Here is a 24,484-nt window from a genome sequence, read left to right as displayed (position 1 = left end):
GTCTGGCGGTAATAGCGCGGTGGTCCCACCTGACCCCATGCCGAACTCAGAAGTGAAACGCCGTAGTGCCGATGGTAGTGTGGGTATTACCCATGTGAGAGTAGGGGGCCGCCAGACTTTTAAATTTGAGAGAGAGCCCAGCAGTGATGCTGGGCTTTTTTGCTTTTAATTATCTTATCGTGAGTAAATTATCATTTATCTATTTATAATAGTCTTAATCAAAATTAGTTATTGAAGATTATCAGTTAATAAGAGAACAAAATGAGTTCATTAATAGCCTTTAATAAACCGTTTAATGTTACGACTCAATTTTCACCACATGAAAAATATCAGACGTTAAAAGACTTTATAAGCTTACCTAAGTTCTACCCTGCTGGGCGGTTAGATACCGATAGTGAGGGGTTATTATTGTTAACCAGTGACGGTAAATTACAAGCCAAAATCAGTTCACCAAAGTTTAAATTGCCAAAAACTTATTGGGTACAAGTTGAAGGTATTATTAATCAACAGGCTATAGATAGGCTAAGAAATGGTGTGCAATTAAAAGAATTTTATACAAAGCCAGCCATTGTAACCTTTCTTGATGAGCCATTGCAATTGTGGAAAAGAGTTCCTCCTATTAGAGAGCGCAAAACAATACCAACTTCATGGATAAGTATGACAATTTCAGAAGGAAAAAATCGACAAGTCAGAAGAATGTGTGCGGCTGTCGGTTTTCCTTGTTTACGTCTAGTGCGTGTTCAGATTGGAAGGTATAATCTATTTACTCACCAGTTACCATTAAGTGAATGGCGATTCATCGCTATTCGAGATCTTTATTTATAATCAGTGATATTTACTGATTATGGATCGCGAAATATTTCTTTTATAATCTTTTTAAAAGATCGAATGCATTGGGCTTTATTCTAAAATAAGATACAATGATCTTTAAATGATCATGGGATAAATTATTTATGGTTGAACAAAAAAAAGAAGGGTTTTTCTCCCGTTTAAAAAAAGGTCTTTTTAAAACTAAACAGAATATTGGATCTGGTTTTTTAAGTCTATTTAGAGGAAAAAAGATCGACGATGCTTTATTTGAAGAACTAGAAGAGCAGTTACTTATTGCTGACGTTGGTTTTGATACAACACAAAAGATTATAGATAGCTTAACAAAGCAGGCCTCAAGAAAAGAGCTAAAAGATGCAGATGCTTTACATGTACTTTTAAAACAAGAAATGAAATCTATTTTAGATGGGGTAGATAAACCACTTGATATTAATACTCATAACCCATTTGTTATCTTAATGGTTGGTGTTAATGGTGTAGGTAAAACAACGACAATTGGCAAATTAGCCCGTCAATTTCAGCAACAAGGTAAATCAGTTATGCTGGCTGCTGGCGATACATTTCGTGCTGCCGCTGTTGAACAATTGCAAGTTTGGGGGGAACGTAATCATATCCCTGTTATTGCACAGCATACCAATGCAGATTCAGCATCAGTTATCTTTGATGCAATACAAGCAGCGAAAGCAAAAAAAATAGATATATTAATAGCTGATACAGCAGGTCGTTTACAAAATAAATCTCATTTAATGGATGAGTTGAAAAAAATAGTACGAGTGATTAAGAAGCAAGATGAAACAGCTCCTCATGAAATCATGTTAACCATCGATGCAGGTACCGGTCAAAATGCGATTAGCCAAACAAAACTATTTAATGAAGCGGTTGGCGTAACAGGAATGACATTGACTAAATTAGATGGTACGGCAAAAGGTGGGATTATTTTTAGCATTGCAGATCAGTTTAATATCCCAATTCGTTATATAGGCGTTGGTGAAAAAATTGAAGATTTAAGGCCTTTTGTTGCCAATGATTTTATAAATGCCTTATTTGATGAAGCAGATGAATAGAGAAAGGTCATGATCGAATTTCTGCGTGTAAGTAAAGTTTATTCTGGTGGTAAACCAGCATTACAGAATATAAATTTTACTTTATCATCTGGAGAAATGGCATTTTTAACTGGCCATTCTGGTGCAGGTAAAAGTACTTTAATGCGATTAATTTGTGGTTTAGAGAAAGCCAATGATGGTCAAGTGTTACTAAATGGTATTAATGTTTCAAACCTAAAAAGACACGATATGCCATTTTTACGTCGCACTATTGGTATGGTATTTCAAGATCATCAGCTATTAATGGATCACACTGTCTATGATAATGTTGCTATTCCATTAATTATTTTGGGTAAACCGGTAGAAGAAATACGCAGGCGGGTTTCAGCATCATTGGATAAAGTCGGATTGATAAATAAGATGAAATTTTATCCTATACAGTTATCAGGTGGTGAACAGCAACGAGTGGGGATAGCTCGTGCGATTGTTAATCGCCCTAGTGTCTTGCTTGCTGATGAACCGACCGGTAATTTAGACGATAAGCTTTCCAAAGATATCTTAAAGCTTTTTGAAGAGTTTAATCGGTCAGGTGTAACTGTTTTGATGGCAACGCACAATATGGGGCTTATTCGTCGTAAGCATCATAGAATACTGCATTTAAATCAAGGGCGTTTAGAGATAAAAAATTGATGCGTAATACCACTATCAAATCTACTAAATCGAAAGAAACGAAAAGTACTTTTTTGTCCCGTTGGAAAAGGCAAATTAGTTATGCTTGGCGCAATGCCTTTAATGATTTTACTCAACATCTTTTTGCATCATTACTGACTATTTTTGTTATTGCGATTTCTATTACGCTACCAACCATTAGTTATTTACTTTGGAAAAATGCCAATCAGGCTGCACATCAATGGTATCCAACGCCTAATTTAACTGTTTATATCAATAAAGAATTAACTTCGGAGCAAACTACAGAATTGCTGACCAAACTCAAATCTTATCCTGAGGTTGATAGCGTTGATTATCTTTCTCGAGATGAAACAAAAGAGGAATTTAGAACATGGTCTGGATTCAGTAGCGCATTGGATTTATTAGATGAAAATCCACTACCAGCAGTAGCCATTGTTATACCTAAAGAAGAAGCAAAAAAAACAGTTGTATTGCATCGATTACAAGTTGAATTACTTAATATTGATGGCATAGATGATATAAAGTTAGATGATAGCTGGTTTACTCGATTAACTGCACTAACTAATATGGTTAGATCTGTTTTTTGGATTATTTCAATCTTTATGATTATTGCTGTGTCACTTGTAATCGGTAATAGTATTCGCTTAAATATTTTTGCTAGAAAACAAACAATAATTGTTATGCAATTAATTGGTGCAACAGAAGGTTTTATTTTACGTCCTTTTTTATATAGTGGAATTTTTATTGGCTTTGTTAGTTCTGTTGTTTCGTTGGTGTTATCGGAAATATTTATCTTTCAAATAGAATCAATTATATTGAATGTTTCTGATGCTTTTGGGACAATTATTCATATTGAAGGCTTATTGTGGGATGAAAGCTTATTAATTATATTTATTACTATCATTATTGGATGGCTTTCATCGCTTGTTGCGACTAAAAAATATTTAGAAATGACACAAATAACCTAGCTATTTCGACATAACTAATTAGAATGTGTATTAGTTTTAGTAAATGTAGATCCTCGCAACATGTTTTATTAATTTTAAATAAAAAATATGAACTAATTTATAGCTTGAAGGTCTAACTGATAAGTGAACATCAGTTTAATGTTTTTAATTGTTACATCTTATTTATGTGACAAAAACTAGTTAATTTAAGAGGGGGAGTTAAATGGGTACTGATATAAAAATGCAAGTAAGTGCTTTAATTCCACAAGGTAATATTGAATCATATATTCGTATGATTAATACCTATCCGATGCTAACAGCAGAAGAAGAAAAATCATTAGGTGAAAAACTTTATTATCATGACGATGTTGATGCAGCAAGACAATTGATATTATCTCATTTGCGTTTTGTTGCGCATATTGCTCGTGGGTATTCTGGTTATGGTTTACCGCAAGCAGATTTAATTCAAGAAGGTAATATTGGTTTAATGAAAGCTGTGCGCCGTTTTAATCCAGAGATGGGGGTGCGTTTGGTCTCATTTGCTGTGCATTGGATAAAAGCCGAAATTCATGAATACGTATTAAAAAATTGGCGTATTGTTAAAGTGGCCACGACTAAGGCACAAAGAAAGTTATTTTTTAATCTAAGAAAAACCAAACAACGTTTAGGTTGGTTTAATAATGCTGAAGTTGATATGGTGGCTAATGAGTTAGGTGTAAGCCGTAAAGATGTACTTGAAATGGAATCACGCATGTCAGCACAAGATATGTCATTTGATATAGATAGTGATGACGATGATAATTCAATTGTTGCACCAGCACTTTACCTAGAAGACAGTAATTCTGATTTTTCAAAATCAATAGAAAATGATAATTGGGAAAATGACGCAACAGATAAGTTACACGATGCATTATTAAAATTGGATGAACGTAGCCAAGATATTATCAAAGCTCGTTGGTTAGACTCAGATGATAGCAAATCTACATTACAAGTTTTAGCTGATAAATATAGTGTTTCAGCTGAACGAATTCGCCAACTCGAAAAAAATGCAATGAAAAAATTACGAGTTGCTATTGAAGCCTAATTTTTTCGTTAATGTTAACTTCCTAAGCCTTACCGATAAAAAAGTAAGGTTTTTTTTGTACTTAAATCTAATAAAACAATAAAAAATTATCGTTTTATTTTAATATTTTATTGTTTTAAATTTTGTTTATGTTATATTGTGTACAGTTTTATAAAAGAAAGGATATAAAGATGAACACAGATATGACTAAAACACATTCTCGATTGAATCAATATTGTCGCTTTATGGCATTATTAACATTAATTCCTATTCTAATTATGTTAATTAGCTCAATATTCCCATTCTTGTATTATTTTTTTGATATGCAAAATATTGGGCTTGAATTTGGAGGGTTTTCTTTTATCCAAAGTGGGATTGATAATGTTGATCCTAAATCGTTATCTGGATGGCAAGCGACTATCGCAACCTTAATCGATACTTCATTAATACTTATTTTAGCTTATGCGTTTTATCAACTTAGATTATTGTTTATTAATTACAGTCAATCAGAGTATTTTTCGGTAAAATCAGCTAACCATTGTTACGTATTTGGCAAATTGCTTGTTTTATGGGGGATTATAAATTTTTTATCTGAACCTTTATTGACAATGCTCTTAACTTATAATCAAGACGCATCAGCACGATACTTTTCTATTTCTTTTTCTAGTGATGATATTATAACGCTATTTTCTGCCATGAGTATTATGCTTATAGGTCAAATATTGAAAAAAGCTTGCCAACTAGCTGAAGAAAATAAACAATTTATTTAAAAGGAGCCATATGTGCCAATTATAATAAATTTAGACGTAATGCTAGCAAAACGTAAAATCAAATCCAAAGATTTAGCGGCGGCGATAGGTATTACAGAACAAAATTTATCATTACTTAAGCAAGGTAAAGTAAAAGGATTTAGACTTGCAACACTCGAGGCAATCTGCAAACATCTAGATTGCCAACCAGGTGATATATTAGAATACATAGATAAAGAGTAGATTAATGAAGGCAATGAAATCACAGTTATGGCTTGCAACTACTATTTATTTTATACTCTCCCTTCCCTGCTTTGCTTATCCAAAAGTGATTCATGTTTTGGTGGCACTTTGTGATAACAAATATCAAAAGATTGCACCGGTTCCTAAAGCTATAGGTAATGGTCAAGATCCAAAAAATAATCTTTATTGGGGCGCAGCCTACGGTTTTAAGACCTATTTTGCAAAGCAAAAAGAATGGCAGGTTATTCAAATTAATAAACCAAGCAAAGGTAAAATATTAGAAGAAATAATTTATAAACATCAACATCAAGATGTCTATATCGTAGCGCAAGCATATGATGGCAAATATATAGATGATACTGTTGATGATTTTCTAACCTATTCGGCAGGTAAAAAAAATCAATTGTATTTGCTTGGTGATAAAAAAATTATTGCTGGAGGAAAGGCTGACTTAGTTATTTATATTGGTCATGATTCATTAATGGAGTGGTCATGGCGTAAATATTTACCCGATAGCTTGCGCTGGGATACATTATCAAAAGAACAACAAGAAAAACAAAAATCACGTTATGCGGCGGTATTTGCTTGCAAAAGCCAACAATATTTTACACCACCACTATCTCGTTTAGGTATCACGCCTTTGATTTTGACTATGCATCGAATGGCACCAGAAGCGTATAGTGTTTATGCGATGATTGATAGTTGGTTGAAAGGTGAATCTAAAGAAGCTATCCGACTGAAAGTGGCAACTGCTTACAGCCAATATCAAAGACTAAATAAACCAGCATTACAGATGTTTACTACTGAATACAAGTAATAATTTTATTCACTTTTTTTAAAAAAAGTAATTACTATGGTTGATGTTATAACTTATAACAAAATAATTTAATAGCAAAGGAAAAGGTGTATATATCCATTATGAAGATACCTAAAATTGTCATTTTAACAGGCGCTGGTATTTCAGCTGAGTCTGGGCTATCAACATTCCGTGCGCAAGATGGGTTGTGGGAAGGCTATAATGTCGATGATGTTGCCACTTATGAAGGGTATATTCGAGATCCTATAGCGGTTCATCAATTTTATAATATGTTGCGCAATAAATTACAAGATGCCAATGTTAAACCAAATGCAGCACATCTTGCTTTAGCTGAGTTAGAAAGAAAGTTAGGCTCAGAAAATGTATTAATTGTGACACAAAATGTGGATAATTTACATGAGCAAGCTGGATCTAAAAATATAATACACATGCATGGGGAATTATTAAAAGTCTGTAATGAAAAAACAGGGCAAATTATTGAGTGCGACAAAGATGTGGATTATAAACAAAATCCATTCATTCGCCCGCATATTGTTTGGTTTGGAGAGATCCCACTACAGATGGATGAAATCTATGATGCACTTTCGCAAGCTGATCATTTTATTGCAATTGGTACATCAGGTAATGTTTATCCTGCTGCCGGTTTTGTGCAAGAGGCCAATTTATCTGGTGCTGAAACGATTGAACTTAATCTAGAACCTAGTCTTAAGCAAAGTTTATTCCAAACAAAAATTTATGGTCCAGCAAGTAAAATTGTGCCTAAATTTATCCAAAAATTTATTTAGGAATAGGTGGCTATTTTAGTTTTTTGAGATAATTGTTATTGCCTAAATTACGCATTTGGGCATGAATCCATTTTGCTCTTTTTTGGACTCTCTCGCTTGGTGTTATTGGGCTCCAACGTCTTGGATTAGGTAATACTGCTGCAAGTAAGCTTGCTTGCTGTGATGTTAACTGGCTGGCACTGACATTAAAATAGTGCTGAGATGCGGCTTCAATGCCAAAAATACCTTCTCCCCATTCTGCACAATTTAAATAGAGTTCCAGTATACGTTCTTTTGGCCAAAATAACTCTATCCATAATGTAAACCAAGACTCAATTCCTTTACGAATCCAACTGCGAGATGGCCATAAAAAGATATTTTTAGCTACTTGCTGAGTGATTGTGCTAGCACCTTTAATCTTTTTACTATTTTGATTATGGTCTAGCGCTAGGCGAATGGCTTTAAAATCAAATCCCCAATGGGCAGGAAAATTCTGATCTTCTGACGCTATTACTGCAATTTTTATATTATCTGAAATTTTATCTAGATCTTTCCAGATTCGTTGTTGTTGGGTGTTCCAATGCATTATCTTGCGCTCTATCATTAACATAGAACCGAATGGAGGATTTACCCAGCGCATAACTAAGGTGGAGAAGATAGATAGCAACATGAGTCCAATTATTCCTTTTTTGGTAATGATTAAAATGCGTTTTAATTTTTTTAATACAGGAATCATGTAAATTTTATAGGCTATAAAGTAAAAAATTGGTAAATAAGATACGCTATATTATTGTTTAAATAAATAACTTTTTATAAATTCAACAAGTTGAACTGGTTGATTGATATCAAATACTGGTAAAGAAGTAGTTAACGGCTCATCACTCGCAACCGCTATTGTAAACTCGTCAATATAGAGTGCTTTTTTATCAGATTTGCGGTGGCAAATAATTTTAGGGATTTTTTCGTGTTTAAATCCTTCTATCAGTATTATATCAATATCGTTAAATTGATTAATGAGTGTAATTAAATCGGTTGGCTTATTTGGTGTTTCATGAAAAACTGCATATCGCTTATCAGAAGCAACAATTGTTTGTAACGATCCAGCCTTACGTAATTGATAACTATCTTTACCTGGAATATCGACTTCAATATCGTGATGAGCGTGTTTTACTGAGCCGACTTTAAAATTTTGTTCAACAAGTAATGGAATGATCTTTTTCAGCAATGTTGTTTTACCGCTGCCACTATAGCCACTAATGCCGATAATTTTTTGTTTTTTCATAGAAGCCATCTTTTAAAAGTGTTATATTCATGTGTAATTAATATTACATCATTTTATACAAAGCTAAACGATAAAGGTAATCATATGTATGATTTTTTGAATGATTATAATCAGACTATTCATCCTACATTGCTCAAAAGTGTTATTGATATTACTGATAAGAAATTCAGTGGGTATGGTTTAGATCAATGTTGTAACCAGGCAAGAGAAAACATAAAAATACAGTTACAGTCGCCTAATGCTGATATTCATTTTATGCCGGGGGGGACGATTACTAATTTAGTGGTCATTTCACATATCTTAAGACCTTATCAGGCGGTGATTGCGGCTGATACTGGGCACGTCAATGTGCATGAAACAGGAGCTATCGAGGCAACTGGGCATAAAGTGTTAACAGTACGAACAGAAGATGGAAAGCTAACGCCAGAACTGATTAAGCCCGTTTTAGCTGATCATTGTGATGAACATATGGTGCAACCAAAGCTTGTATATATATCAAACACCACAGAACTTGGCACTATATATACCAAGCAGGAGATCAAAAAATTATATCAATTTTGTCAAAAAAATGACCTTTATCTTTATTTAGATGGAGCGCGTTTAGCTATGGCTCTAGCGGCGAAGGATAATGATATATCTTTTCCTGACTTAGCAAAATACACAGATGTATTTTATATCGGTGGTACTAAAGTTGGTGCTTTGGCTGGTGAAGCGGTGGTATTTAATAACCTTTCTATTAATCAAGATTTTCGTTTCAGTATGAAGCAAAAAGGTGCAATATTCGCGAAAAGTTGGATTGTGGCAGCACAAATGAATGCGCTAATGCAAAATAACCTTTATTTTGAGTTAGGCAAGCATAGTAATCAGATGGCTGATAAATTAAAAACGATATTTGAGAAAGCAGGATTAACCTTTGTAGCCAAACCTCAGAGCAATCAATTATTTGTTAATTTTCCTAATCTATTGGCTGAAAAAATTCTCACTCATTACGCTGTTGATAACCTAGGCCAAACTGACTCTCACCATATTGGCTTGCGTTTTTGTACTTCATGGTCTACTCAAAATGATGAGATAGAATCGTTTGCTGAGCAATTTAAAACATGGTTAGCCTAACATGTTGATAAGTATTAAACGTTGACAGGAATGAGTGATCGTTGATCACTGTTCCAGTGAAATTATCTATTGATAAGTTATTTTTATATCGGTTATACATTTATCTTATTTATATTTTGGGTTATTTTGTCAGCTGGTTTGCTTGTTTTAGTTCTTCAGGCGTATTGATATTAATAAAACAAGACGCCTGATCATTAAAGTCGACCGATTTTGTAGCGATTTGTTCTAAAAATAACATTAATTTACGATTACCCTGTTCTAAATAACTTCTAAGTTGTTGAATAACGCTCTTGTGAATAAGTAGAATGGTTGGGTGATGATATTTACCATCAATAGGATAAATTGCTTTATGGGTTAAGGTATGCACAGCTAAACGTGCGATTAAATCATTCGGTAAAAAGGGAGTATCACAACTAACAAATAAATTCCAATCAGTTGTACTATATAATAACCCACTGTAAATACCTGATAATGGACCAAGGTACCCTGTTAAAACATCGCTAAACACTGGATATCCAGCTGTTTGATATTGGTTAACATTATTATTACAATTAATCATTATTGAATCAGTTTGATGTTTGATGCGGTCAATGACATGCTGATAGAGCGGTTTTTGATTTAATAATAATAAACCTTTGTCATCACCATTCATGCGTGTGCTTTTTCCCCCTGCTAAAATAATTGCAGTAATAGACAGTTTTTCCATAAATTATTTCTCTTTTACATTGCGAAAAAACAAAATAACATTACTATATAGCAAAGTTATTTTAAATTGCAGCATACACATTTTAAACAGATTGACTCAACTATTATTGAAACTGAGTATATACCAGTCTCTTTTTAAGGTGTAGTTTAATCAATTAAATATTATTATGGTGTCGATTTTTAGGTTGGCAATAATGGGTATGCGAGTTATTGCCTTATGTTTTGGAATAATTTATTTAGATATATGTAAATAAGATTTTATATCATCTTCAATTAATTTGAGGATTAAAAAAGGTATTAATTATGAAATGTCACCGTATTGATGAGGTAATGGAATTATTACAGCCCGCATGGGAAAGTGATTCTGATCTTAACTTATTACAATTTTTGGCTAAATTAGGTCAAGAGGCTGGTTTTGAAGGTGAATTAAAAGACTTAAGTGACGAAGTTTTAATTTATCATTTAAAAATGCGAGGTTCAGATAAAAATGAGGCTATTCCTGGCCTAAAAAAAGATTATGAAGAAGATTTTAAATCCGCATTGTTAAAAGCTCGTGGGATTATAAAAGAATAAGGAGAATCATTAAAATGAAAAAAACACTTATTGCAATTAGTATTTTGCTTTCTTCTGTAAACTGTTTTGCAAATGAAAGTCCAACTATTACTAAAACTAACACACCACAAACAGCGGCTGCGAATGTACTTGATCCGATTGAATTAGGCAAACAATATGCTGCACTGCCAACTAATCCATCACCCGATAAAGAAGTTATTGAGTTCTTTTCGTTTAATTGCCCAAGCTGTTTTAGATTTGAAATTCAAAATAATGGATCACAAACTATTGGTAAAGCTTTACCAGAAGGATTTAAGTTTAAACGCTACCATTTAGAGGATTTTGGACCATTAGCTAAAGAGCTTGCGCAAGCATGGGCTGTGGCTAATGTACTTGGTATTCAAGATAAAGCATCAGATGCACTTTATAATGCAGTGCAAAAAGATAAAACAATAAAAACTGCTGATGATATTAAAATGGTTTTTGAAAAATTAGGTATCAGTGGCGAAGTATATGATAAAACGAAAGACGGTTTTTTAGTTAAAGCGTTTATGGCACAACAAACTGATGCGATTAAAGAGATGAAACCAGAGTCTATTCCTACTGTTATTGTCAATCGTAAGTTTTATATCATATCAAATCAGCTTAATATCACCAGTGATGAGGATTATATTAATGATTATGCTAGAGTCACTGCATTTGTTGCTGGGTTAGATCCTAATGCAAAAATAAAAGAAAAATCTCATTCTGATAAAAAATAAATGATTATCAAGTTTAAAGAAGCAACTTGCATAAATTAATTTTTAAATCCCTTTGCAGCATTATTTTGTGCAAAGGGATTTTTTATTATAGTAAGATGATTATTCTCGCTCTAAAGCATAAATAGGATCGAGTTTTGCTGCTCGTTTTGCTGGAAAGTAACCAAAGATAATACCAATTATGCTTGAGCAGCTAAATGCCGCAACAATGGCGATAATGGAAAAACTCATAGCAAATGATGTAACAAAAGCGTTAAAGATAAATCCAATAGCAAACGAAAGTAAAATACCTATTGTGCCACCCGTTAAACAAACTAATACGGCTTCAATTAAAAATTGTTGTAATATGTCGCTTGAACGCGCACCAACGGCCATACGTACGCCAATTTCTCGCGTTCTTTCTGTGACCGATACTAGCATAATATTCATCACGCCAATGCCACCAACAATAAGTGAAATGAGTGCAATAGCCGAAACCAAGAGTGTCATTACCCAAGCTGATGAGTTAATGGTTTCTCGTATATTATCTGAGTTAAAGATAAAAAAATCTTTTGTGCCATGTCGTTTTAACATAATTTGATTGATCGCTTGTTCTGCAATTGATAAATCGACATTATCTTTAACGCGTACCGTGATGCTTTTTAACGAAGTTTGACCCATCATACGATTAATCACAGTGGTATAAGGTAACCAAATATTCAAGCTTTCATTACTACCAAATCCTTGTTGTTGTTTAGTTGCAACGCCAATGATTCTTACGGGTAGCTGGCCGGCCATTAAAATTTTTCCAATAGGGTTTTGATCTGCAAATAGTCGCTTAACGGTATTTTCATCAATTACCGCATCTTGTGCTGAAGTAATAATACTTGTTTCATCAAACGATTTTCCTTGAGAAATAGTATAACCGCGAACTGCAAAGAATTGCTCTCCAACACCATTTACGGTTCCTGTTACCGCTAAGTTGTTAATTCGAAAATAAACACCCGTTGATAGGTTTGGCGTGGTGCTGTGAACAAAACTTTGTTGAGCTAAAAAATCGGCATCAGATGAGCGTAGTGTCGTGATTTTATCTGCATTGCGATCACCAAAGCCTGAACCTGCATAGATTTCAAGTGTGCTTGTTCCCAACGAATTAATATTAGATAAAATTTTCTGTTTTGTGCCTTGTCCTAATGCAACGACTGATACTACAGAAGCAATACCAATAATGATACCTAACATTGTTAAGACAGTACGTAATCGCTGTGAAAGCATCGACAACATAGCCATCTTAAAAGCATCACGAAAACGATAATATTTTGCCAAGAAGTTATCTTGGGTTTTAGTCGCTTCGATTTGCTTAATTTCACGATTATCACCTTGTTCAGATTGGTATTTGGGATTAATTGAATCAGAAATAATATTACCGTCACTAATTTCAATTATTCGCTGGGCATTTTGGGCAATATTTGCATCGTGTGTGACAATAATAACTGTGTGGCCTTGTTGGTGTAACTCTTGCAATATTGCCATCACTTCTAAGCCACTTTTGCGATCGAGGGCTCCGGTTGGTTCATCAGCTAAAATGATTTGTCCACCATTAATTAAAGCTCGGCCAATACTGACACGTTGTTGTTGTCCTCCTGATAACTGACTAGGTTTATTATGTATTTTATCGGCAAGTCCTAAACGTGTTAAAATTTCGTCCGCTCTTTTTTGCCGTTGTTCACTGGTCACGCCAGCATAAATGGCTGGAATTTCAACATTTCCTTGTGCTGTTAGTGCATTTAACAAATGATAACGTTGAAAAATAAAACCAAAATGCTCACGACGTAATTGGGCGAGCTCATCAAGTGACAATTTACTTGTTGCCCGTCCGCCAATGGAGTAAGTGCCAGTGGTTGGTTTATCTAGGCAGCCTAATATATTCATCAAAGTGGATTTACCAGACCCAGATGCTCCAATAATCGCCACCATTTCACCAGCATTAATTGTCAGATTTATGCCTTTAAGAACTTGTATGGTTGAATCACCTGCTGGAAATTCACGAACAATATTTTCAAGCTTGATAAGAGATATATTATTTGCCATATTAGAATCGAATCCTTGGGGATCTTGTATTATTACCTATTGAGGCTCCATTAGTACTACTTACTACAACAATATCGCCCTCTTTAATACCCGATTTTATCTCAACATTGACATTATTATCGATACCTAAAATAATTTCGTGTTCTTCAATTTCTTTACTTTTATTTAATAAATAAACAATGGCTTTATTGTTGCCTAATTTTTTTTGGATTGCTTGAGAAGGAATGGTTAATACATCTTTTGCTTCAGACAAGACAATATAAACTTGTGCTGTCATTGAAATTCTTAAAATATGATCAGGATTATCCACATCAAATAATCCATTGTAATAAATCGCGCTTTTTGTTGATGAGGATGAGCCTGACAAGGTTGTCTCGGTATTAATTGAATCTGGTGCCGGCTCTATCGCACGTAGTGTTAAACCATCAAAACGTCTATTCGGTTGTCCTAAAATGGTAAAATAAACTGGCATCCCTTTTTTAACATTGACCACATCGGCTTCAGAAATTTGCGCTTCAATAGTCATTTTATCCAGCTGAGCTACTTTAACAATGGTTGGTGCACTTTGGACGGAATTAACGGTTTGTCCTTCATCGACAGGAATGGCGACAATCACACCATCAATTGGCGAGCGAATTTTAGTATATCCTAAGTTAACTTTCGCTGTATCAACTGCAACTTGCGCCTTAACAATATCGGCATTAAGCGCAGCAATATCGGCTTTGATAGCATCAAGTTCGGCTTTTGCTGCATCCAAATCTGATTGAACACCCACCCCTTTACTGACCAGTTTGTGCTGACGATTATAAGTTAACTGATAGTTAATTAGTCTTGCTTGTTTGGCTTCTCGTTGTGCTTCTAAACTATTAAGTGAAGCTTCTGATTGTTTTAAATCATTGCTTTGTTTAAGATCGTCAATTTCGGCGATCATATCGCCTTGTTTAACTTCATCACCCAACTCAACGTAGAGTTTTTTAATTTGACCAGAAACTTGCGCGCCAACACTAACCTGCTTAAAAGCACTAATTGTACCATCAGCAAGAACCGTTTTTTCAATCTGACCTTTGGTCACAGGCGAGGTAATATAATTAACGGTAGGTTGTGAATGAGATGTGATTAAATATGCAATATAAATAATTGCTAAGAAGATAATAGCTATAACTATATATTTAATTTTAATAAACTTTAACAATCCTTTTCATCCTTTAATTTAGTTATTATTTTATTTACATTTTATCGTAATAAACAAAAATGAAATTGATAACTATTCTTAATAAATTGTAATAATTATGAAAATTATCTTATACAAATTTTCCATTTTATATTAAAACGCATAGTTTTCTGAAAGTTTTTTACAGTAATTGCACATCTCAATAAGTGATAATATGATCTTTATTCGGATTTATTGGCAATTGCGCTATAATGGCGCAAATTTTTGGCAGTATCTAAAGATAGAAGAGTAATGGCGTTAAAAATAACCAATAAATGTATTAATTGTGACATGTGTGAGCCTGAGTGCCCAAACGAGGCTATCTCTATGGGCTTTGATACTTATGAAATCGATCCTAATAAATGTACCGAATGTGTGGGTTATTACGATCACTCAACTTGCCAGCGGGTTTGTCCTATTCAAAATGCAATTATTGCCGACCCTGAACATGTTGAAACTCAAGAAGCGTTATTAGCAAAATTTCAGGGACTGAAAGCTTCTTCTTAAATTAGATTGGCTTATTATCAATCCGAAGCTCTTTGGGAATTTCAAAGGTGATATTTTCTAAAATGCCATCTGTTTCAATGAGTGATGTACAACCGAGGCTTTTTAAATGATCAATCACTTGCTGTACTAAAATATCAGGAGCAGAAGCGCCGGCTGTCACGCCGATTGTCTGTGCATTTATCAACCATTCTTTGCGGATGTCAGAAGCAAAATCAATTAAATAAGCCTGTTTACTGTTTCGTCTTGCCAGTTCGGCTAGGCGATTGGAATTAGACGAATTTTTAGAACCAACGACAAAGACGATATCGGCACGTGATGATAGCTGTTTAACGGCTTGCTGGCGATTGGTTGTCGCATAGCAAATATCATTTTTGCGAGGGCTGCGAATATTAGGGAAACGTTTTTTTAAAGCAGTAATGATTTCGGCTGTATCATCAACCGATAACGTTGTTTGAGTGGTAAAGCAAAGGTTATTTTCGTTTTTTACCTGTAGCTTTTGTACATCATCAATCGATTCGATTAAATAGATGCCACCTTCGGGATTGCTATATTGTCCCATTGTACCATCTACTTCGATGTGACCTGCATGACCAATTAAAATGACTTCTTCGCCACGATAGCTTGATCGAGCAACTTCCATATGTACTTTGGTTACAAGTGGACAAGTCGCATCAAAAACGCGGAGTTTACGTTGTTTGGCTTCTTCGCGGATCGCTTTAGACACACCATGTGCCGAAAATATAAGAATGGTGTTGTCGGGTACTTCGCTAATATCTTCAATAAAAATCGCCCCTAACTCTTTTAGACGATTAACAACATAGCGATTATGTACAACCTCGTGGCGCACATAAACTGGTGCGCCAAATAATTCAAGTGCACGTTCAACGATGGTGATAGCACGATCAACACCAGCACAAAAACCGCGAGGATTAGCTAAAATAATTTGCATACTATACAGTCTTCTTCGGTTTTTTATAATTACAGATGATAAATAATCCAATACCTATGCAGATTGCACAGTCTGCGATATTAAAGGTTGGATAGTGCCAATCACCAAAATTGACATCAAGAAAGTCGACAACAAAACCATGATAAAGGCGATCAAATAAATTACCTAATGCACCACCTAAAATTAGTGATAATGAAAAATTTTCTAATTTTTGCTGACGAGTATTGCGGTATAACATATGCAAAATCACGGCACTGATAATCAAGGCGATAGCGGCAAGCATCGTACGTTGACCTTCAAGAATGCTAAAGGCAGCGCCAATATTGCGTACATAAGTAATTGAGAAGAAGGGTAATAGGTTCACTGATTCAAATAGCGAGAAGTTATTTAAAATCCAAAATTTACTTGCGATATCAATGATAAAAACAATGATTGCAAATAATAACCAGTAAAGTCCGTTATCTTTTTTCATATAAGTCTGTGCTCATTATTATGTTTCCGCCGACAATTGTCGGCGGAAAGGGTACTAGATAGCTATAAAGAGATGCTATAGCTTATTTTAATGTGCTAAATGGCTTATCGCTATGCAAAATGTCGCACTTCGCCTTGGCCGTGAATGTTTTCTGCACAACGTTTACATAAGTGTGTTGTTGGCTCATTATCGACGGTATAGTGCCAACAACGAGGGCATTTATCACCTTGCGCCTTAGCGAGTTCAATTTTCAGTCCTTGAATATCGCTTTGCACAGCATTGGCTGGCGCTGCTTGTAATGGTTTTACGCTCGCTTGTGATGTAAGTAAGACAAAGCGTAATTCATTCTCTAATTTAGCTAATGTTGCGACAATATCTTCATCAGCATAAAGCGTAACAGCAGCTTCAAGAGCGCCACCAATCACTTTATCATTACGACCTTGTTCAAGCACTTTATTCACTTCACTACGAATCGCTAAAATCTGCGCCCAATATTCGCTATTTAATGCTTCGTTATCTGACAAAGTAAATAGTGAGCTATACCACTCATCTTCAAAAACAAATTCTTGTTTGTTTGTCATTGGTAGATATTGCCAAATTTCGTCTGCGGTAAAGGATAAAATTGGCGCGATCCAACGAACCATCGCTTGTGCAATATGATATAAAGCCGTTTGGCAACTGTGGCGAGCAATACTATCGCTTTTAGCTGTGTACTGGCGATCTTTGATGATATCTAAATAGAATGATCCCATTTCGATTGAGCAAAATTGCATAATACGTTGCACCACTTTGTGGAAATCATAATTTTCATAAGCCTGAATGATCTGCTCTTGTGCTTCTTTTGCCATACTCACTGCCCAGCGATCAAGTACAACCATATCTTCTGGTTTAACCATATCTTTCACTGGATCGAAACCATTCAAGTTAGCGAGCAAAAAGCGAGCGGTATTACGGATTCGGCGATAACTGTCAGCAGCGCGTTTAATAATTTCATCTGAATAACTCATTTCGCCTGAATAATCGGTCGATGCAATCCATAAACGTAAAATATCGGCCCCAAGTTTGTTCATAACTTCTTGTGGTGTGACAATATTACCAAGCGATTTAGACATCTTGCGGCCTTGCCCATCAACCACAAAACCGTGAGTTAATACTTGCTTATAAGGTGCTTGGTTATTGATAGCCGTTGATAACATTAATGAAGACATAAACCAACCACGATGCTGATCAGAACCTTCTAGATAAAGATCGGCTTCATGCCCTTCAAACTCAGGGCGTGAGGCTACGACCGAATAGAATGTCGATCCTGAATCAAACCAAACATCTAATGTATCGGGCACTTTTCGATAATCTTCTGCATCAGGACCAAGCAGGTCTTTAATATCGGCATCCCACCAAGCTTGAATACCATTTTGTTCAACTAACTTAGCGACTTTTTCAACTAATGCCAACGTATCAGGATGAAGTTCTTCAGTCTCTTTGTGAACAAATAATGTCATTGGCACGCCCCACGTGCGTTGACGAGAAATGCACCAGTCTGGTCGATTGGCAACCATGGTTTCAATACGTGCTTGTCCCCAATCTGGGATCCAGCGAACTTGCTTGATCTCTTTTAATGAATTTACTCGTAAACCTTGTTTATCCATGCTGATAAACCATTGCGGTGTTGCGCGATAAATGACAGGAGTTTTATGACGCCAACAACATGGATAGCTATGTTCGATGTTTTCAAAGTGTAGTAACGCGTTATGCTCTTTTAATATTTCAACGACAACTTTATTGGCTTTGAATACAAATAAACCATCTAATCCGGCACCTGTACCCGGTAGGTAACAACCATTCCCTCCAACAGGATTTGCTACTTCAAGACCATATTTTTGACCCACCATAAAGTCTTCTGTACCATGACCAGGTGCGGTATGTACTGCACCTGTACCTGCATCAATAGTAACATGCTCGCCAAGTACCACAGGTTCATCAAAATCAAGGAATGGGTGTTTAAAACGTAATAATTCAAGTGCCTTACCTTGACAGCTACCTAACACTTTCCATTCACTGATATTGGCTCGTTTCATCACAGTTTCAACTAAATCAGTGGCTAAGATTAGGCACTCTTTATCATTGATTTGAACAAGTTGATATTCAAAATCTGCATTTAAAGCAATCCCTCGGCTAGCTGGTAATGTCCAAGGTGTGGTTGTCCAGATAACAGCATAAATGGTTAAATCAGTATTGATACCAAATTTATTCGCGACGGCTTGATTATCAACCGCTTTAAATTTTACATCGATTGCTGGTGATGATTTATCATAATATTCAACCTCGGCTTCCGCTAAAGAAGACATACAATCAGTACACCAATAAACCGGTTTTGCGCCTTTAACCAAATGACCATTTTCAATCACTTTACCTAAAGCTCGAATGATGTTGGCTTCTGTATCATAATTCATGGTGCGATAAGGGTTTTGCCAATCACCAAGTACGCCCATACGAATAAAATCGGCTTTTTGTAGTTCAACTTGTGAGGCTGCATAATCACGGCAAATTTGGCGAAATTCAGCCGGAGATACTTTAACCCCTGGTTTACCAACTTGCTCTTCGACCTTTTGTTCAATTGGTAAGCCATGACAATCCCATCCTGGAATATACGGGGAATCATAACCGCTTAAGCCTTTTGATTTGATAATGATATCTTTGATAATTTTATTAACTGCATGACCAATATGAAGTTTACCATTTGCATAAGGAGGACCATCATGCAAAATAAAGGTTTTTTTCCCTTTTTTTACTTGGCGGATTTTGCGATAAAGTTCCTTATCGTACCAATTTTGTAACATTGCAGGTTCGCGTTTAGCAAGATCGCCTCGCATTGGGAATCCTGTTTCAGGTAAATTCAATGTGTTTTTATAGTCTGTCATGCTGATTTATTCCAGTTAAATTTGTTGATACTACTTTTAATTGGTTAATTGTGCACTGATCTTTTTCGCAGTGCAAATATCTTGTGTAATTTGTTGTTTTAAATCTGTTAATGAATCAAATTTTTTCTCATCACGTAATTTTTGGACAAAAGTTATGTCTAAATATTGTCCATAAATATCCTCTGAAAAGTCAAATATATTCACTTCTAAAATAGCCTTTTTTCCATTAATGGTTGGTCTTAAACCAATATTGGCGATACCATGGTAATGCTGGTTGTTACAGATATTTTTGACTTTAACAAAATAGACACCTTGTAGCGCAGGCTTTTTTCGGTGTAAGTGGATATTGGCTGTTGGGGATCCTAATTGTCTAGCCAAAGCATTGCCATGGACTACGCGACCTTGTATTGTATAATCACGCCCTAGCAGACAATGAGCCAATTCAAAATCACTATTTAAAAGTGCTTGGCGAACAGCAGTACTACTAATACGAAAATTATTCCAAACCAATGTTGGCATGCTTTCTACTATAAAATCGTTGTTGTAGGCATATTGTTGTAGAAGATTGATATCCCCTTTACGGTCAAATCCAAATCGAAAATCATCACCGATGGTAATATATTTAGCTTGTAGCTTATTAATCAACCAATCTTGAATAAAATGATTTGCTGACATATGGGCAAATTTTTTTGTAAATGGAATAACAACAGTATAGTCAACACCTAACTTTTCAATAAAAATGATTTTTTCTTGGAATGAAGTTAACCGTGACGGTGCCTTATCTTGTGCAAAAAACTCTAGTGGTTGAGGCTCAAATAACATCACAACCGTAGGCAGTTTTCTTTTTTTTCCTTGTTTAATAATATGGTTAATTAATTGCTGGTGCCCTAAATGAACGCCATCAAAATTTCCCAAGGTTAAAACACATTGAGAGAATTGATTTTTTAAATTAGTTATACCACGGATAATCTTCATGAAAACAATGCTATTTATATTAAGTAACTAAGAATTATACCAATCTTTCTTGAAGATGCACGCAATATAAAGCTAGGTTTTACTGTTTTGCATCAAGCCTTTTACTCTATTTTACACAAAAGGCTTGCTGCTAAGTTATGCCTTAAACCGTTACTCGTCAAAAATAACGATTTATAAGATATAGCAAAAATACCGAGTTGTTGACACTTCATGATTAAAATAATCCGCTAAAAATGTATAAAGTATTTTCTCCGAGATCACTTAAGCTTTTATTTTCTATCTTTTGTATATTTGTTGATTATGTTATATCTCTATTAAAATGCGTATCACAATTTCTGCTTTTCCATTCGTTTTTGGGTTAGCAGATTTCGTGAATTTTTCATTTATATGATGGGTATCTTTTTAATAATAAATGTTCGCCTGTTCTTTGATATTCACATCCGTTATCCAAATAAATAACCGTATCAAGATCTCGCAAAAAATCATTAACTCTAATAAATAAGTTGTTTTTGGTTTACTGTTTAATTTTGTTTTTAATTAATGGCACACGCTTGGTATCAACATATTGCATTTCGGCAAGATAGATTTTGTTATAGCGATTAGCCAAATCGGTGATGGCTATTTTTCATTTATGATGCCATCACCATATCTCTTGTCTGTGATAAGGCGTTAGTTTTGTTGTTTAGAACATGAGCATGTTATTTGCTAACTTTGTCAGCTCAGTTGTTCCCCCCCTTAAGTAGGGGCAATTTTTCTTTATCAGCTTGACCTTAATTTGCTCATAATTCCGTTCTCAGTTCAAAAATTAGAAACTCAGTACTAAAATCTAAGGATAGGTGCACAACCCATACTGAAGGTAAGTAGACGGATTGCTGTAAACAGAACCGAAGAGCGAGGAGACATAGAACTGCCTTAACCCTATTACATCACTTGTCCAGTAATTACTTTTCGATTTGGAAACAAAGCCCGAATTGGTATAGCTTGTCATTTTTCCCCATTCGCTGAACAGGCCCGCACCAATTTGGCGCTGGTAAACGTTGTTACTTGATGACGGCTTGGCACCAATGGCTCCTTGACAAGTGTCGCCTGAGCCTTTATTTGTACAAATTGCGTTGGTAACATCGTTTACTTTTATAAGCCGATAACCTATGCTAGTACACCAATTTGTCTGGTTGGAAATAGTTCTATTTTTATTTCCACGGCTAATAAACCACTTGCTCAAGACAAACCCATATCTTAGTGCTTCTCTACCAGAGATATCGTAACCGACTAACTCGAATGTCTGTGGTAAGGTTGGTTTTGTTATTTGACTTGGATTGTCGGCTTGCTGCTCGGCCTCGGTTGCCGTTGGTCCTGTTAGTACAACCCGAATAGTGTTACTATTTGCTTTGGGCGTCATGGTAGCGGTGATACCTCCATGTGTCACTGTTGGCCAAGCTAGTTGGTCAAATGCTCCTCCTATAACTAAATCAAAGAATAAACCATCAGCACCAGTGGTTGGGAAGTTACGATCATAAGATGTGGGTAAGGTAGATTGAACAAGAAACCCTTTACTTGGATTCCATATGTTTTCGGGACCGGCGTGACTCCCTGTTCCCAAATTATTCTGCCCATACTTCAATTCTGGCTTGGCATAGCAGATTTTGGGCGGTATGTTTGGGGAGATATAGTAAGTTGTCGTCTTGGTACTAAAAGTGTTGGTGTTAGGTACGCCGTACTTTGAACTGAACATGCCATCGGTGTTACTTAACACCACTTTATAAGGAGCTCTACAAATATCTAAGGTATCGTTGCGATCCACTATTTGGTTATCTCTATCCATAAAGCTAACACTTATACTGCCTGTTGCAGTCACGCCATTTTCTTCTTGTCCATCGCCATCATCATCACCCCAGTAGTTATAAGGGGCATCAATGAGTCTTTCTAATCCTATTGAGTTGATTGATGTTGGCACAAACATGCCTATATTTGCTAAGGTATCAGTTGCATTAGGTAATACTATTGGTTTTTTTGTATTTGAAATGTTGGTTGATGGCGTAAAAGTTCTACCGTCCGGTAAAGTAATACTTAACAAACCTTCTGTCGTGCGAGCTTTGGTTCTACCTCCATCAAACGTTAAATATGGTGCTGAGCCTTGAATAATATTTGTAGTAGTAGCTGATAACGCCTGAGTATTTAATGAATATGACAATAGCAATGCTAATGTTAAAGGAAATTTTGATGATACTAATGAAGTTAAAGAGAAAACTTGGTTAAAGTAATATTTAGAACTATTTAAGACATCAAACTGCCAGCGCCGGTGCCTACAATGATAATGCATATCTCCTCCGTCAATTAATTCCTTATTTTATCTTTTTCTATAATTATCAGCTCGCAAAATAAGCTAATTTTATTTTTAATCACCAAAATTATAACGCCTTAAAAAAATTGTTCACCTTTTAAATAGAAAAATTTGTAAAGAAATATAAATACTACAATCAGTCTCACGTTTTGTATAAAAAAAACAATTTTTTGGTTCTTTTTTGTGGATATTTATACTGTCGTTATTTTTATCGTTAACTGTTTGAAAGCCCCAAAATCTATCTGACAAAAAAAATGAAATGCTCCATGCTAGTTACTTTACTAAGTAAAACGAAGATGAATTAAAGCGACAAATAGGTAATTGCTAAGATAATATTGCTAGAGTATAGGAATTACTCGCGTTATTTACAGTAATTTGAGAAACTAAAATAATCAATATACATAAAAAACAAAATTAACGTCTTATCGCCAGCAAGAGATATGGCAAGTATCATAAAGAAAAAATAACTGTCACCGATTTGGTTAAACGCTTTGTGAGCAATCTTCCAACCATGTATAACGAGTCAAAAAAGCCCGATTGAAGATAAATCTAATCTGGCAAATAAAACACGATAACAAAACTTATCTGGACGAAATATTCACAAAATCTACCCACCCAAAAGCGAATAGGAAAGCAGAAAGCGTGATACGCACTTTAATGGAGAGATGGCATAATCAGGAAATATTTCAAAATAAAAAATATATAAAACAAAACATTAAGAAATTTTTAGGAAAACGCCTTATGTGTTTTTAGCCGATTATTTTAATCATGAAATATAAACACTCCAGCGTTTTCTTACATATAATATCAATAATGGTTTAGTGCTCGTAAAAACTCTTGTCTTGTACTTGGATTTGTTTTAAAACCACCTCCAAGCGCTGTGGTGGTTGTCGTGCTGCTCGAATCTTTAATGCCTCTGGCTTTTACGCAATAATGGGTCGCATCAATTGAAACTGCAACATTGACTGTACCAAGTAACGTTTGCAGAGCAACTAAAATTTGCTGAGTTAATCTTTCTTGTACTTGGGGGCGTTGTGAAAAAAACTCAACGATACGATTGATTTTCGATAAACCAATCACTTTATCTTTCGGAATATAAGAAACGGTAGCTTTGCCGTCGATGGTAACAAAATGGTGTTCACAAACACTGGTCAGTGTAATATCGCGAACAGTTATCATCTCGTCAACTTGCATTTTATTTTCGATTAGCGTGATTTTCGGAAAATTTTCATAATAAAGACCTGAAAAAATCTCATCAACATACATTTTTGATACACGATGAGGCGTCTCGGCAAGACTATCATCAGTCAAATCCAGCTCCATTAATTTCATAATTTCACGGAAGTGAGCCTCGATTTTTGCTTTACGCTCACTATTATCCATAGCTAGACGGCATGATGGTGTTTCAAGGTTTTTAGCGGCTAGTGCTTCTTTGACTTTTTGCGCAGCAAGAGTTAATTCTGTCATTTATCAAATACTCAGGCGAAA

23 protein-coding genes, 1 rRNA gene and 1 pseudogene are annotated in these 24,484 nt (G+C 35.1%); 14 read left to right on the top strand and 11 right to left on the bottom strand.

Annotated features, from left to right (window positions below; translation table 11 throughout):
- Position 1: 1 nt before the first annotated feature.
- From rrf to cobB, 10 genes and pseudogenes are all read left to right on the top strand, one after another.
- Positions 2-117: ribosomal RNA gene (gene rrf, locus GYY69_RS05995) — 5S ribosomal RNA — on the top strand.
- Between the two features lie 144 nt (positions 118-261).
- Positions 262-825, top strand: coding sequence for a pseudouridine synthase (locus tag GYY69_RS05990; protein ID WP_174796852.1), 564 nt, complete (start codon positions 262-264; stop codon positions 823-825).
- 143 nt (positions 826-968) lie between these two features.
- A pseudogene (ftsY, locus tag GYY69_RS05985) lies at positions 969-1,892 on the top strand (signal recognition particle-docking protein FtsY); the annotation flags it as partial.
- A 9-nt stretch (positions 1,893-1,901) separates the two neighbouring features.
- Positions 1,902-2,561 carry a cell division ATP-binding protein FtsE gene (gene ftsE, locus GYY69_RS05980; RefSeq protein WP_174796851.1) on the top strand — a complete coding sequence of 220 codons (660 nt, stop codon included), beginning with the start codon at positions 1,902-1,904 and terminating at the stop codon, positions 2,559-2,561.
- Positions 2,561-3,529, top strand: coding sequence for a permease-like cell division protein FtsX (gene ftsX / locus GYY69_RS05975; protein WP_174796850.1), 969 nt, complete (start codon positions 2,561-2,563; stop codon positions 3,527-3,529). The genes ftsE and ftsX overlap by 1 nt, the downstream gene beginning before the upstream one ends.
- 202 nt (positions 3,530-3,731) lie before the next feature.
- Positions 3,732-4,592: an RNA polymerase sigma factor RpoH gene (gene rpoH, locus GYY69_RS05970; protein ID WP_174796849.1), complete on the top strand. Its 861-nt coding sequence runs from the start codon at positions 3,732-3,734 to the stop codon at positions 4,590-4,592.
- A 170-nt stretch (positions 4,593-4,762) separates the two neighbouring features.
- A complete protein-coding gene (locus tag GYY69_RS05965; protein WP_065638400.1) occupies positions 4,763-5,341 on the top strand; it encodes a DUF2975 domain-containing protein in 579 nt (192 codons plus the stop codon).
- 12 nt (positions 5,342-5,353) lie between these two features.
- Positions 5,354-5,563: a helix-turn-helix domain-containing protein gene (locus tag GYY69_RS05960; RefSeq protein WP_174796848.1), complete on the top strand. Its 210-nt coding sequence runs from the start codon at positions 5,354-5,356 to the stop codon at positions 5,561-5,563.
- 4 nt (positions 5,564-5,567) lie between these two features.
- Positions 5,568-6,380, top strand: coding sequence for a hypothetical protein (locus tag GYY69_RS05955; protein WP_081303122.1), 813 nt, complete (start codon positions 5,568-5,570; stop codon positions 6,378-6,380).
- Between the two features lie 101 nt (positions 6,381-6,481).
- Complete coding sequence (gene cobB / locus GYY69_RS05950) at positions 6,482-7,165, top strand: Sir2 family NAD+-dependent deacetylase (protein ID WP_194240609.1); 684 nt, start codon at positions 6,482-6,484, stop codon at positions 7,163-7,165.
- A 10-nt stretch (positions 7,166-7,175) separates the two neighbouring features.
- On the opposite strand, the gene mtgA is transcribed toward cobB, so the two are convergent.
- Positions 7,176-7,880 (bottom strand): monofunctional biosynthetic peptidoglycan transglycosylase, encoded by a 705-nt coding sequence (mtgA, locus tag GYY69_RS05945; protein ID WP_174796847.1) that lies wholly within the window; start codon positions 7,878-7,880, stop codon positions 7,176-7,178.
- Between the two features lie 51 nt (positions 7,881-7,931).
- The gene (gene mobB / locus GYY69_RS05940) at positions 7,932-8,435 is read right to left on the bottom strand and encodes a molybdopterin-guanine dinucleotide biosynthesis protein B (protein WP_446718885.1); all 504 of its coding nucleotides are present in this window, start codon (positions 8,433-8,435) and stop codon (positions 7,932-7,934) included.
- Between the two features lie 75 nt (positions 8,436-8,510).
- Between mobB and GYY69_RS05935 the strand changes: the two genes are divergently transcribed.
- Positions 8,511-9,539, top strand: a complete 1,029-nt coding sequence (locus GYY69_RS05935) for a threonine aldolase family protein (RefSeq protein ID WP_174796845.1) — start codon at positions 8,511-8,513, stop codon at positions 9,537-9,539.
- A 121-nt stretch (positions 9,540-9,660) separates the two neighbouring features.
- Here the strand turns inward: GYY69_RS05935 and mobA are convergent, their stop codons facing one another.
- Entirely contained in the window at positions 9,661-10,245 is a 585-nt protein-coding gene (gene mobA / locus GYY69_RS05930; RefSeq protein ID WP_174796844.1) for a molybdenum cofactor guanylyltransferase MobA, read from the bottom strand.
- A 302-nt stretch (positions 10,246-10,547) separates the two neighbouring features.
- Here mobA and GYY69_RS05925 point away from each other — a divergent pair, with 302 nt between their 5' ends.
- Together GYY69_RS05925 and GYY69_RS05920 are read left to right on the top strand one after the other, a co-directional pair.
- Positions 10,548-10,817: a YihD family protein gene (locus GYY69_RS05925; protein WP_065638393.1), complete on the top strand. Its 270-nt coding sequence runs from the start codon at positions 10,548-10,550 to the stop codon at positions 10,815-10,817.
- A gap of 14 nt (positions 10,818-10,831) precedes the next feature.
- Complete coding sequence (locus tag GYY69_RS05920; protein ID WP_174796843.1) at positions 10,832-11,557, top strand: DsbA family protein; 726 nt, start codon at positions 10,832-10,834, stop codon at positions 11,555-11,557.
- A 99-nt stretch (positions 11,558-11,656) separates the two neighbouring features.
- On the opposite strand, the gene GYY69_RS05915 is transcribed toward GYY69_RS05920, so the two are convergent.
- Both GYY69_RS05915 and GYY69_RS05910 read right to left on the bottom strand, forming a co-directional pair.
- Complete coding sequence (locus GYY69_RS05915; RefSeq protein ID WP_174796842.1) at positions 11,657-13,624, bottom strand: MacB family efflux pump subunit; 1,968 nt, start codon at positions 13,622-13,624, stop codon at positions 11,657-11,659.
- Position 13,625: 1 nt separating this feature from the next.
- The gene (locus GYY69_RS05910) at positions 13,626-14,816 is read right to left on the bottom strand and encodes an efflux RND transporter periplasmic adaptor subunit (RefSeq protein ID WP_174796841.1); all 1,191 of its coding nucleotides are present in this window, start codon (positions 14,814-14,816) and stop codon (positions 13,626-13,628) included.
- A gap of 270 nt (positions 14,817-15,086) precedes the next feature.
- Here GYY69_RS05910 and GYY69_RS05905 point away from each other — a divergent pair, with 270 nt between their 5' ends.
- Positions 15,087-15,341 (top strand): YfhL family 4Fe-4S dicluster ferredoxin, encoded by a 255-nt coding sequence (locus tag GYY69_RS05905; RefSeq protein ID WP_174796857.1) that lies wholly within the window; start codon positions 15,087-15,089, stop codon positions 15,339-15,341.
- Between the two features lies 1 nt (position 15,342).
- Here GYY69_RS05905 and ispH read toward each other — a convergent pair whose 3' ends face one another.
- The 6 genes from ispH to folE form a co-directional block, all read right to left on the bottom strand.
- The gene (gene ispH / locus GYY69_RS05900) at positions 15,343-16,290 is read right to left on the bottom strand and encodes a 4-hydroxy-3-methylbut-2-enyl diphosphate reductase (RefSeq protein ID WP_174796840.1); all 948 of its coding nucleotides are present in this window, start codon (positions 16,288-16,290) and stop codon (positions 15,343-15,345) included.
- Between the two features lies 1 nt (position 16,291).
- The gene (lspA, locus tag GYY69_RS05895) at positions 16,292-16,762 is read right to left on the bottom strand and encodes a signal peptidase II (RefSeq protein ID WP_174796839.1); all 471 of its coding nucleotides are present in this window, start codon (positions 16,760-16,762) and stop codon (positions 16,292-16,294) included.
- 110 nt (positions 16,763-16,872) lie between these two features.
- Positions 16,873-19,680, bottom strand: a complete 2,808-nt coding sequence (gene ileS / locus GYY69_RS05890) for an isoleucine--tRNA ligase (protein ID WP_174796838.1) — start codon at positions 19,678-19,680, stop codon at positions 16,873-16,875.
- Between the two features lie 36 nt (positions 19,681-19,716).
- Entirely contained in the window at positions 19,717-20,655 is a 939-nt protein-coding gene (gene ribF, locus GYY69_RS05885) for a bifunctional riboflavin kinase/FAD synthetase (RefSeq protein WP_174796837.1), read from the bottom strand.
- 826 nt (positions 20,656-21,481) lie between these two features.
- On the bottom strand, positions 21,482-22,975 hold the full coding sequence (locus GYY69_RS05880; RefSeq protein WP_174796836.1) for a hypothetical protein: 1,494 nt from the start codon (positions 22,973-22,975) through the stop codon (positions 21,482-21,484).
- An 828-nt stretch (positions 22,976-23,803) separates the two neighbouring features.
- On the bottom strand, positions 23,804-24,463 hold the full coding sequence (folE, locus tag GYY69_RS05875; RefSeq protein ID WP_174796835.1) for a GTP cyclohydrolase I FolE: 660 nt from the start codon (positions 24,461-24,463) through the stop codon (positions 23,804-23,806).
- Positions 24,464-24,484 lie beyond the last annotated feature (21 nt).

Origin of the sequence: Gilliamella sp. ESL0250 (genome assembly GCF_013345045.1) — a bacterium.
In the GTDB taxonomy this organism is placed as follows: Bacteria; Pseudomonadota; Gammaproteobacteria; order Enterobacterales; family Orbaceae; genus Gilliamella; species Gilliamella apicola_H.
This window is presented reverse-complemented; position numbering and strand designations above follow the sequence as displayed.

What these genes read in the sequence shown, in the direction of transcription:
- GYY69_RS05990 (WP_174796852.1), top strand. Translation starts at nt 262, where the DNA reads ATGAGTTCATTAATAGCCTTTAATAAACCGTTTAATGTTACGACTCAA.
- ftsE (WP_174796851.1), top strand. Translation starts at nt 1,902, where the DNA reads ATGATCGAATTTCTGCGTGTAAGTAAAGTTTATTCTGGTGGTAAACCA.
- ftsX (WP_174796850.1), top strand. Translation starts at nt 2,561, where the DNA reads ATGCGTAATACCACTATCAAATCTACTAAATCGAAAGAAACGAAAAGT.
- rpoH (WP_174796849.1), top strand. Translation starts at nt 3,732, where the DNA reads ATGGGTACTGATATAAAAATGCAAGTAAGTGCTTTAATTCCACAAGGT.
- GYY69_RS05965 (WP_065638400.1), top strand. Translation starts at nt 4,763, where the DNA reads ATGAACACAGATATGACTAAAACACATTCTCGATTGAATCAATATTGT.
- GYY69_RS05955 (WP_081303122.1), top strand. Translation starts at nt 5,568, where the DNA reads ATGAAGGCAATGAAATCACAGTTATGGCTTGCAACTACTATTTATTTT.
- cobB (WP_194240609.1), top strand. Translation starts at nt 6,482, where the DNA reads ATGAAGATACCTAAAATTGTCATTTTAACAGGCGCTGGTATTTCAGCT.
- mtgA (WP_174796847.1), bottom strand. Translation starts at nt 7,880, where the DNA reads ATGATTCCTGTATTAAAAAAATTAAAACGCATTTTAATCATTACCAAA.
- mobB (WP_446718885.1), bottom strand. Translation starts at nt 8,435, where the DNA reads ATGGCTTCTATGAAAAAACAAAAAATTATCGGCATTAGTGGCTATAGT.
- GYY69_RS05935 (WP_174796845.1), top strand. Translation starts at nt 8,511, where the DNA reads ATGTATGATTTTTTGAATGATTATAATCAGACTATTCATCCTACATTG.
- mobA (WP_174796844.1), bottom strand. Translation starts at nt 10,245, where the DNA reads ATGGAAAAACTGTCTATTACTGCAATTATTTTAGCAGGGGGAAAAAGC.
- GYY69_RS05925 (WP_065638393.1), top strand. Translation starts at nt 10,548, where the DNA reads ATGAAATGTCACCGTATTGATGAGGTAATGGAATTATTACAGCCCGCA.
- GYY69_RS05920 (WP_174796843.1), top strand. Translation starts at nt 10,832, where the DNA reads ATGAAAAAAACACTTATTGCAATTAGTATTTTGCTTTCTTCTGTAAAC.
- GYY69_RS05915 (WP_174796842.1), bottom strand. Translation starts at nt 13,624, where the DNA reads ATGGCAAATAATATATCTCTTATCAAGCTTGAAAATATTGTTCGTGAA.
- GYY69_RS05905 (WP_174796857.1), top strand. Translation starts at nt 15,087, where the DNA reads ATGGCGTTAAAAATAACCAATAAATGTATTAATTGTGACATGTGTGAG.
- ispH (WP_174796840.1), bottom strand. Translation starts at nt 16,290, where the DNA reads ATGCAAATTATTTTAGCTAATCCTCGCGGTTTTTGTGCTGGTGTTGAT.
- lspA (WP_174796839.1), bottom strand. Translation starts at nt 16,762, where the DNA reads ATGAAAAAAGATAACGGACTTTACTGGTTATTATTTGCAATCATTGTT.
- ileS (WP_174796838.1), bottom strand. Translation starts at nt 19,680, where the DNA reads ATGACAGACTATAAAAACACATTGAATTTACCTGAAACAGGATTCCCA.
- ribF (WP_174796837.1), bottom strand. Translation starts at nt 20,655, where the DNA reads ATGAAGATTATCCGTGGTATAACTAATTTAAAAAATCAATTCTCTCAA.
- GYY69_RS05880 (WP_174796836.1), bottom strand. Translation starts at nt 22,975, where the DNA reads ATGCATTATCATTGTAGGCACCGGCGCTGGCAGTTTGATGTCTTAAAT.
- folE (WP_174796835.1), bottom strand. Translation starts at nt 24,463, where the DNA reads ATGACAGAATTAACTCTTGCTGCGCAAAAAGTCAAAGAAGCACTAGCC.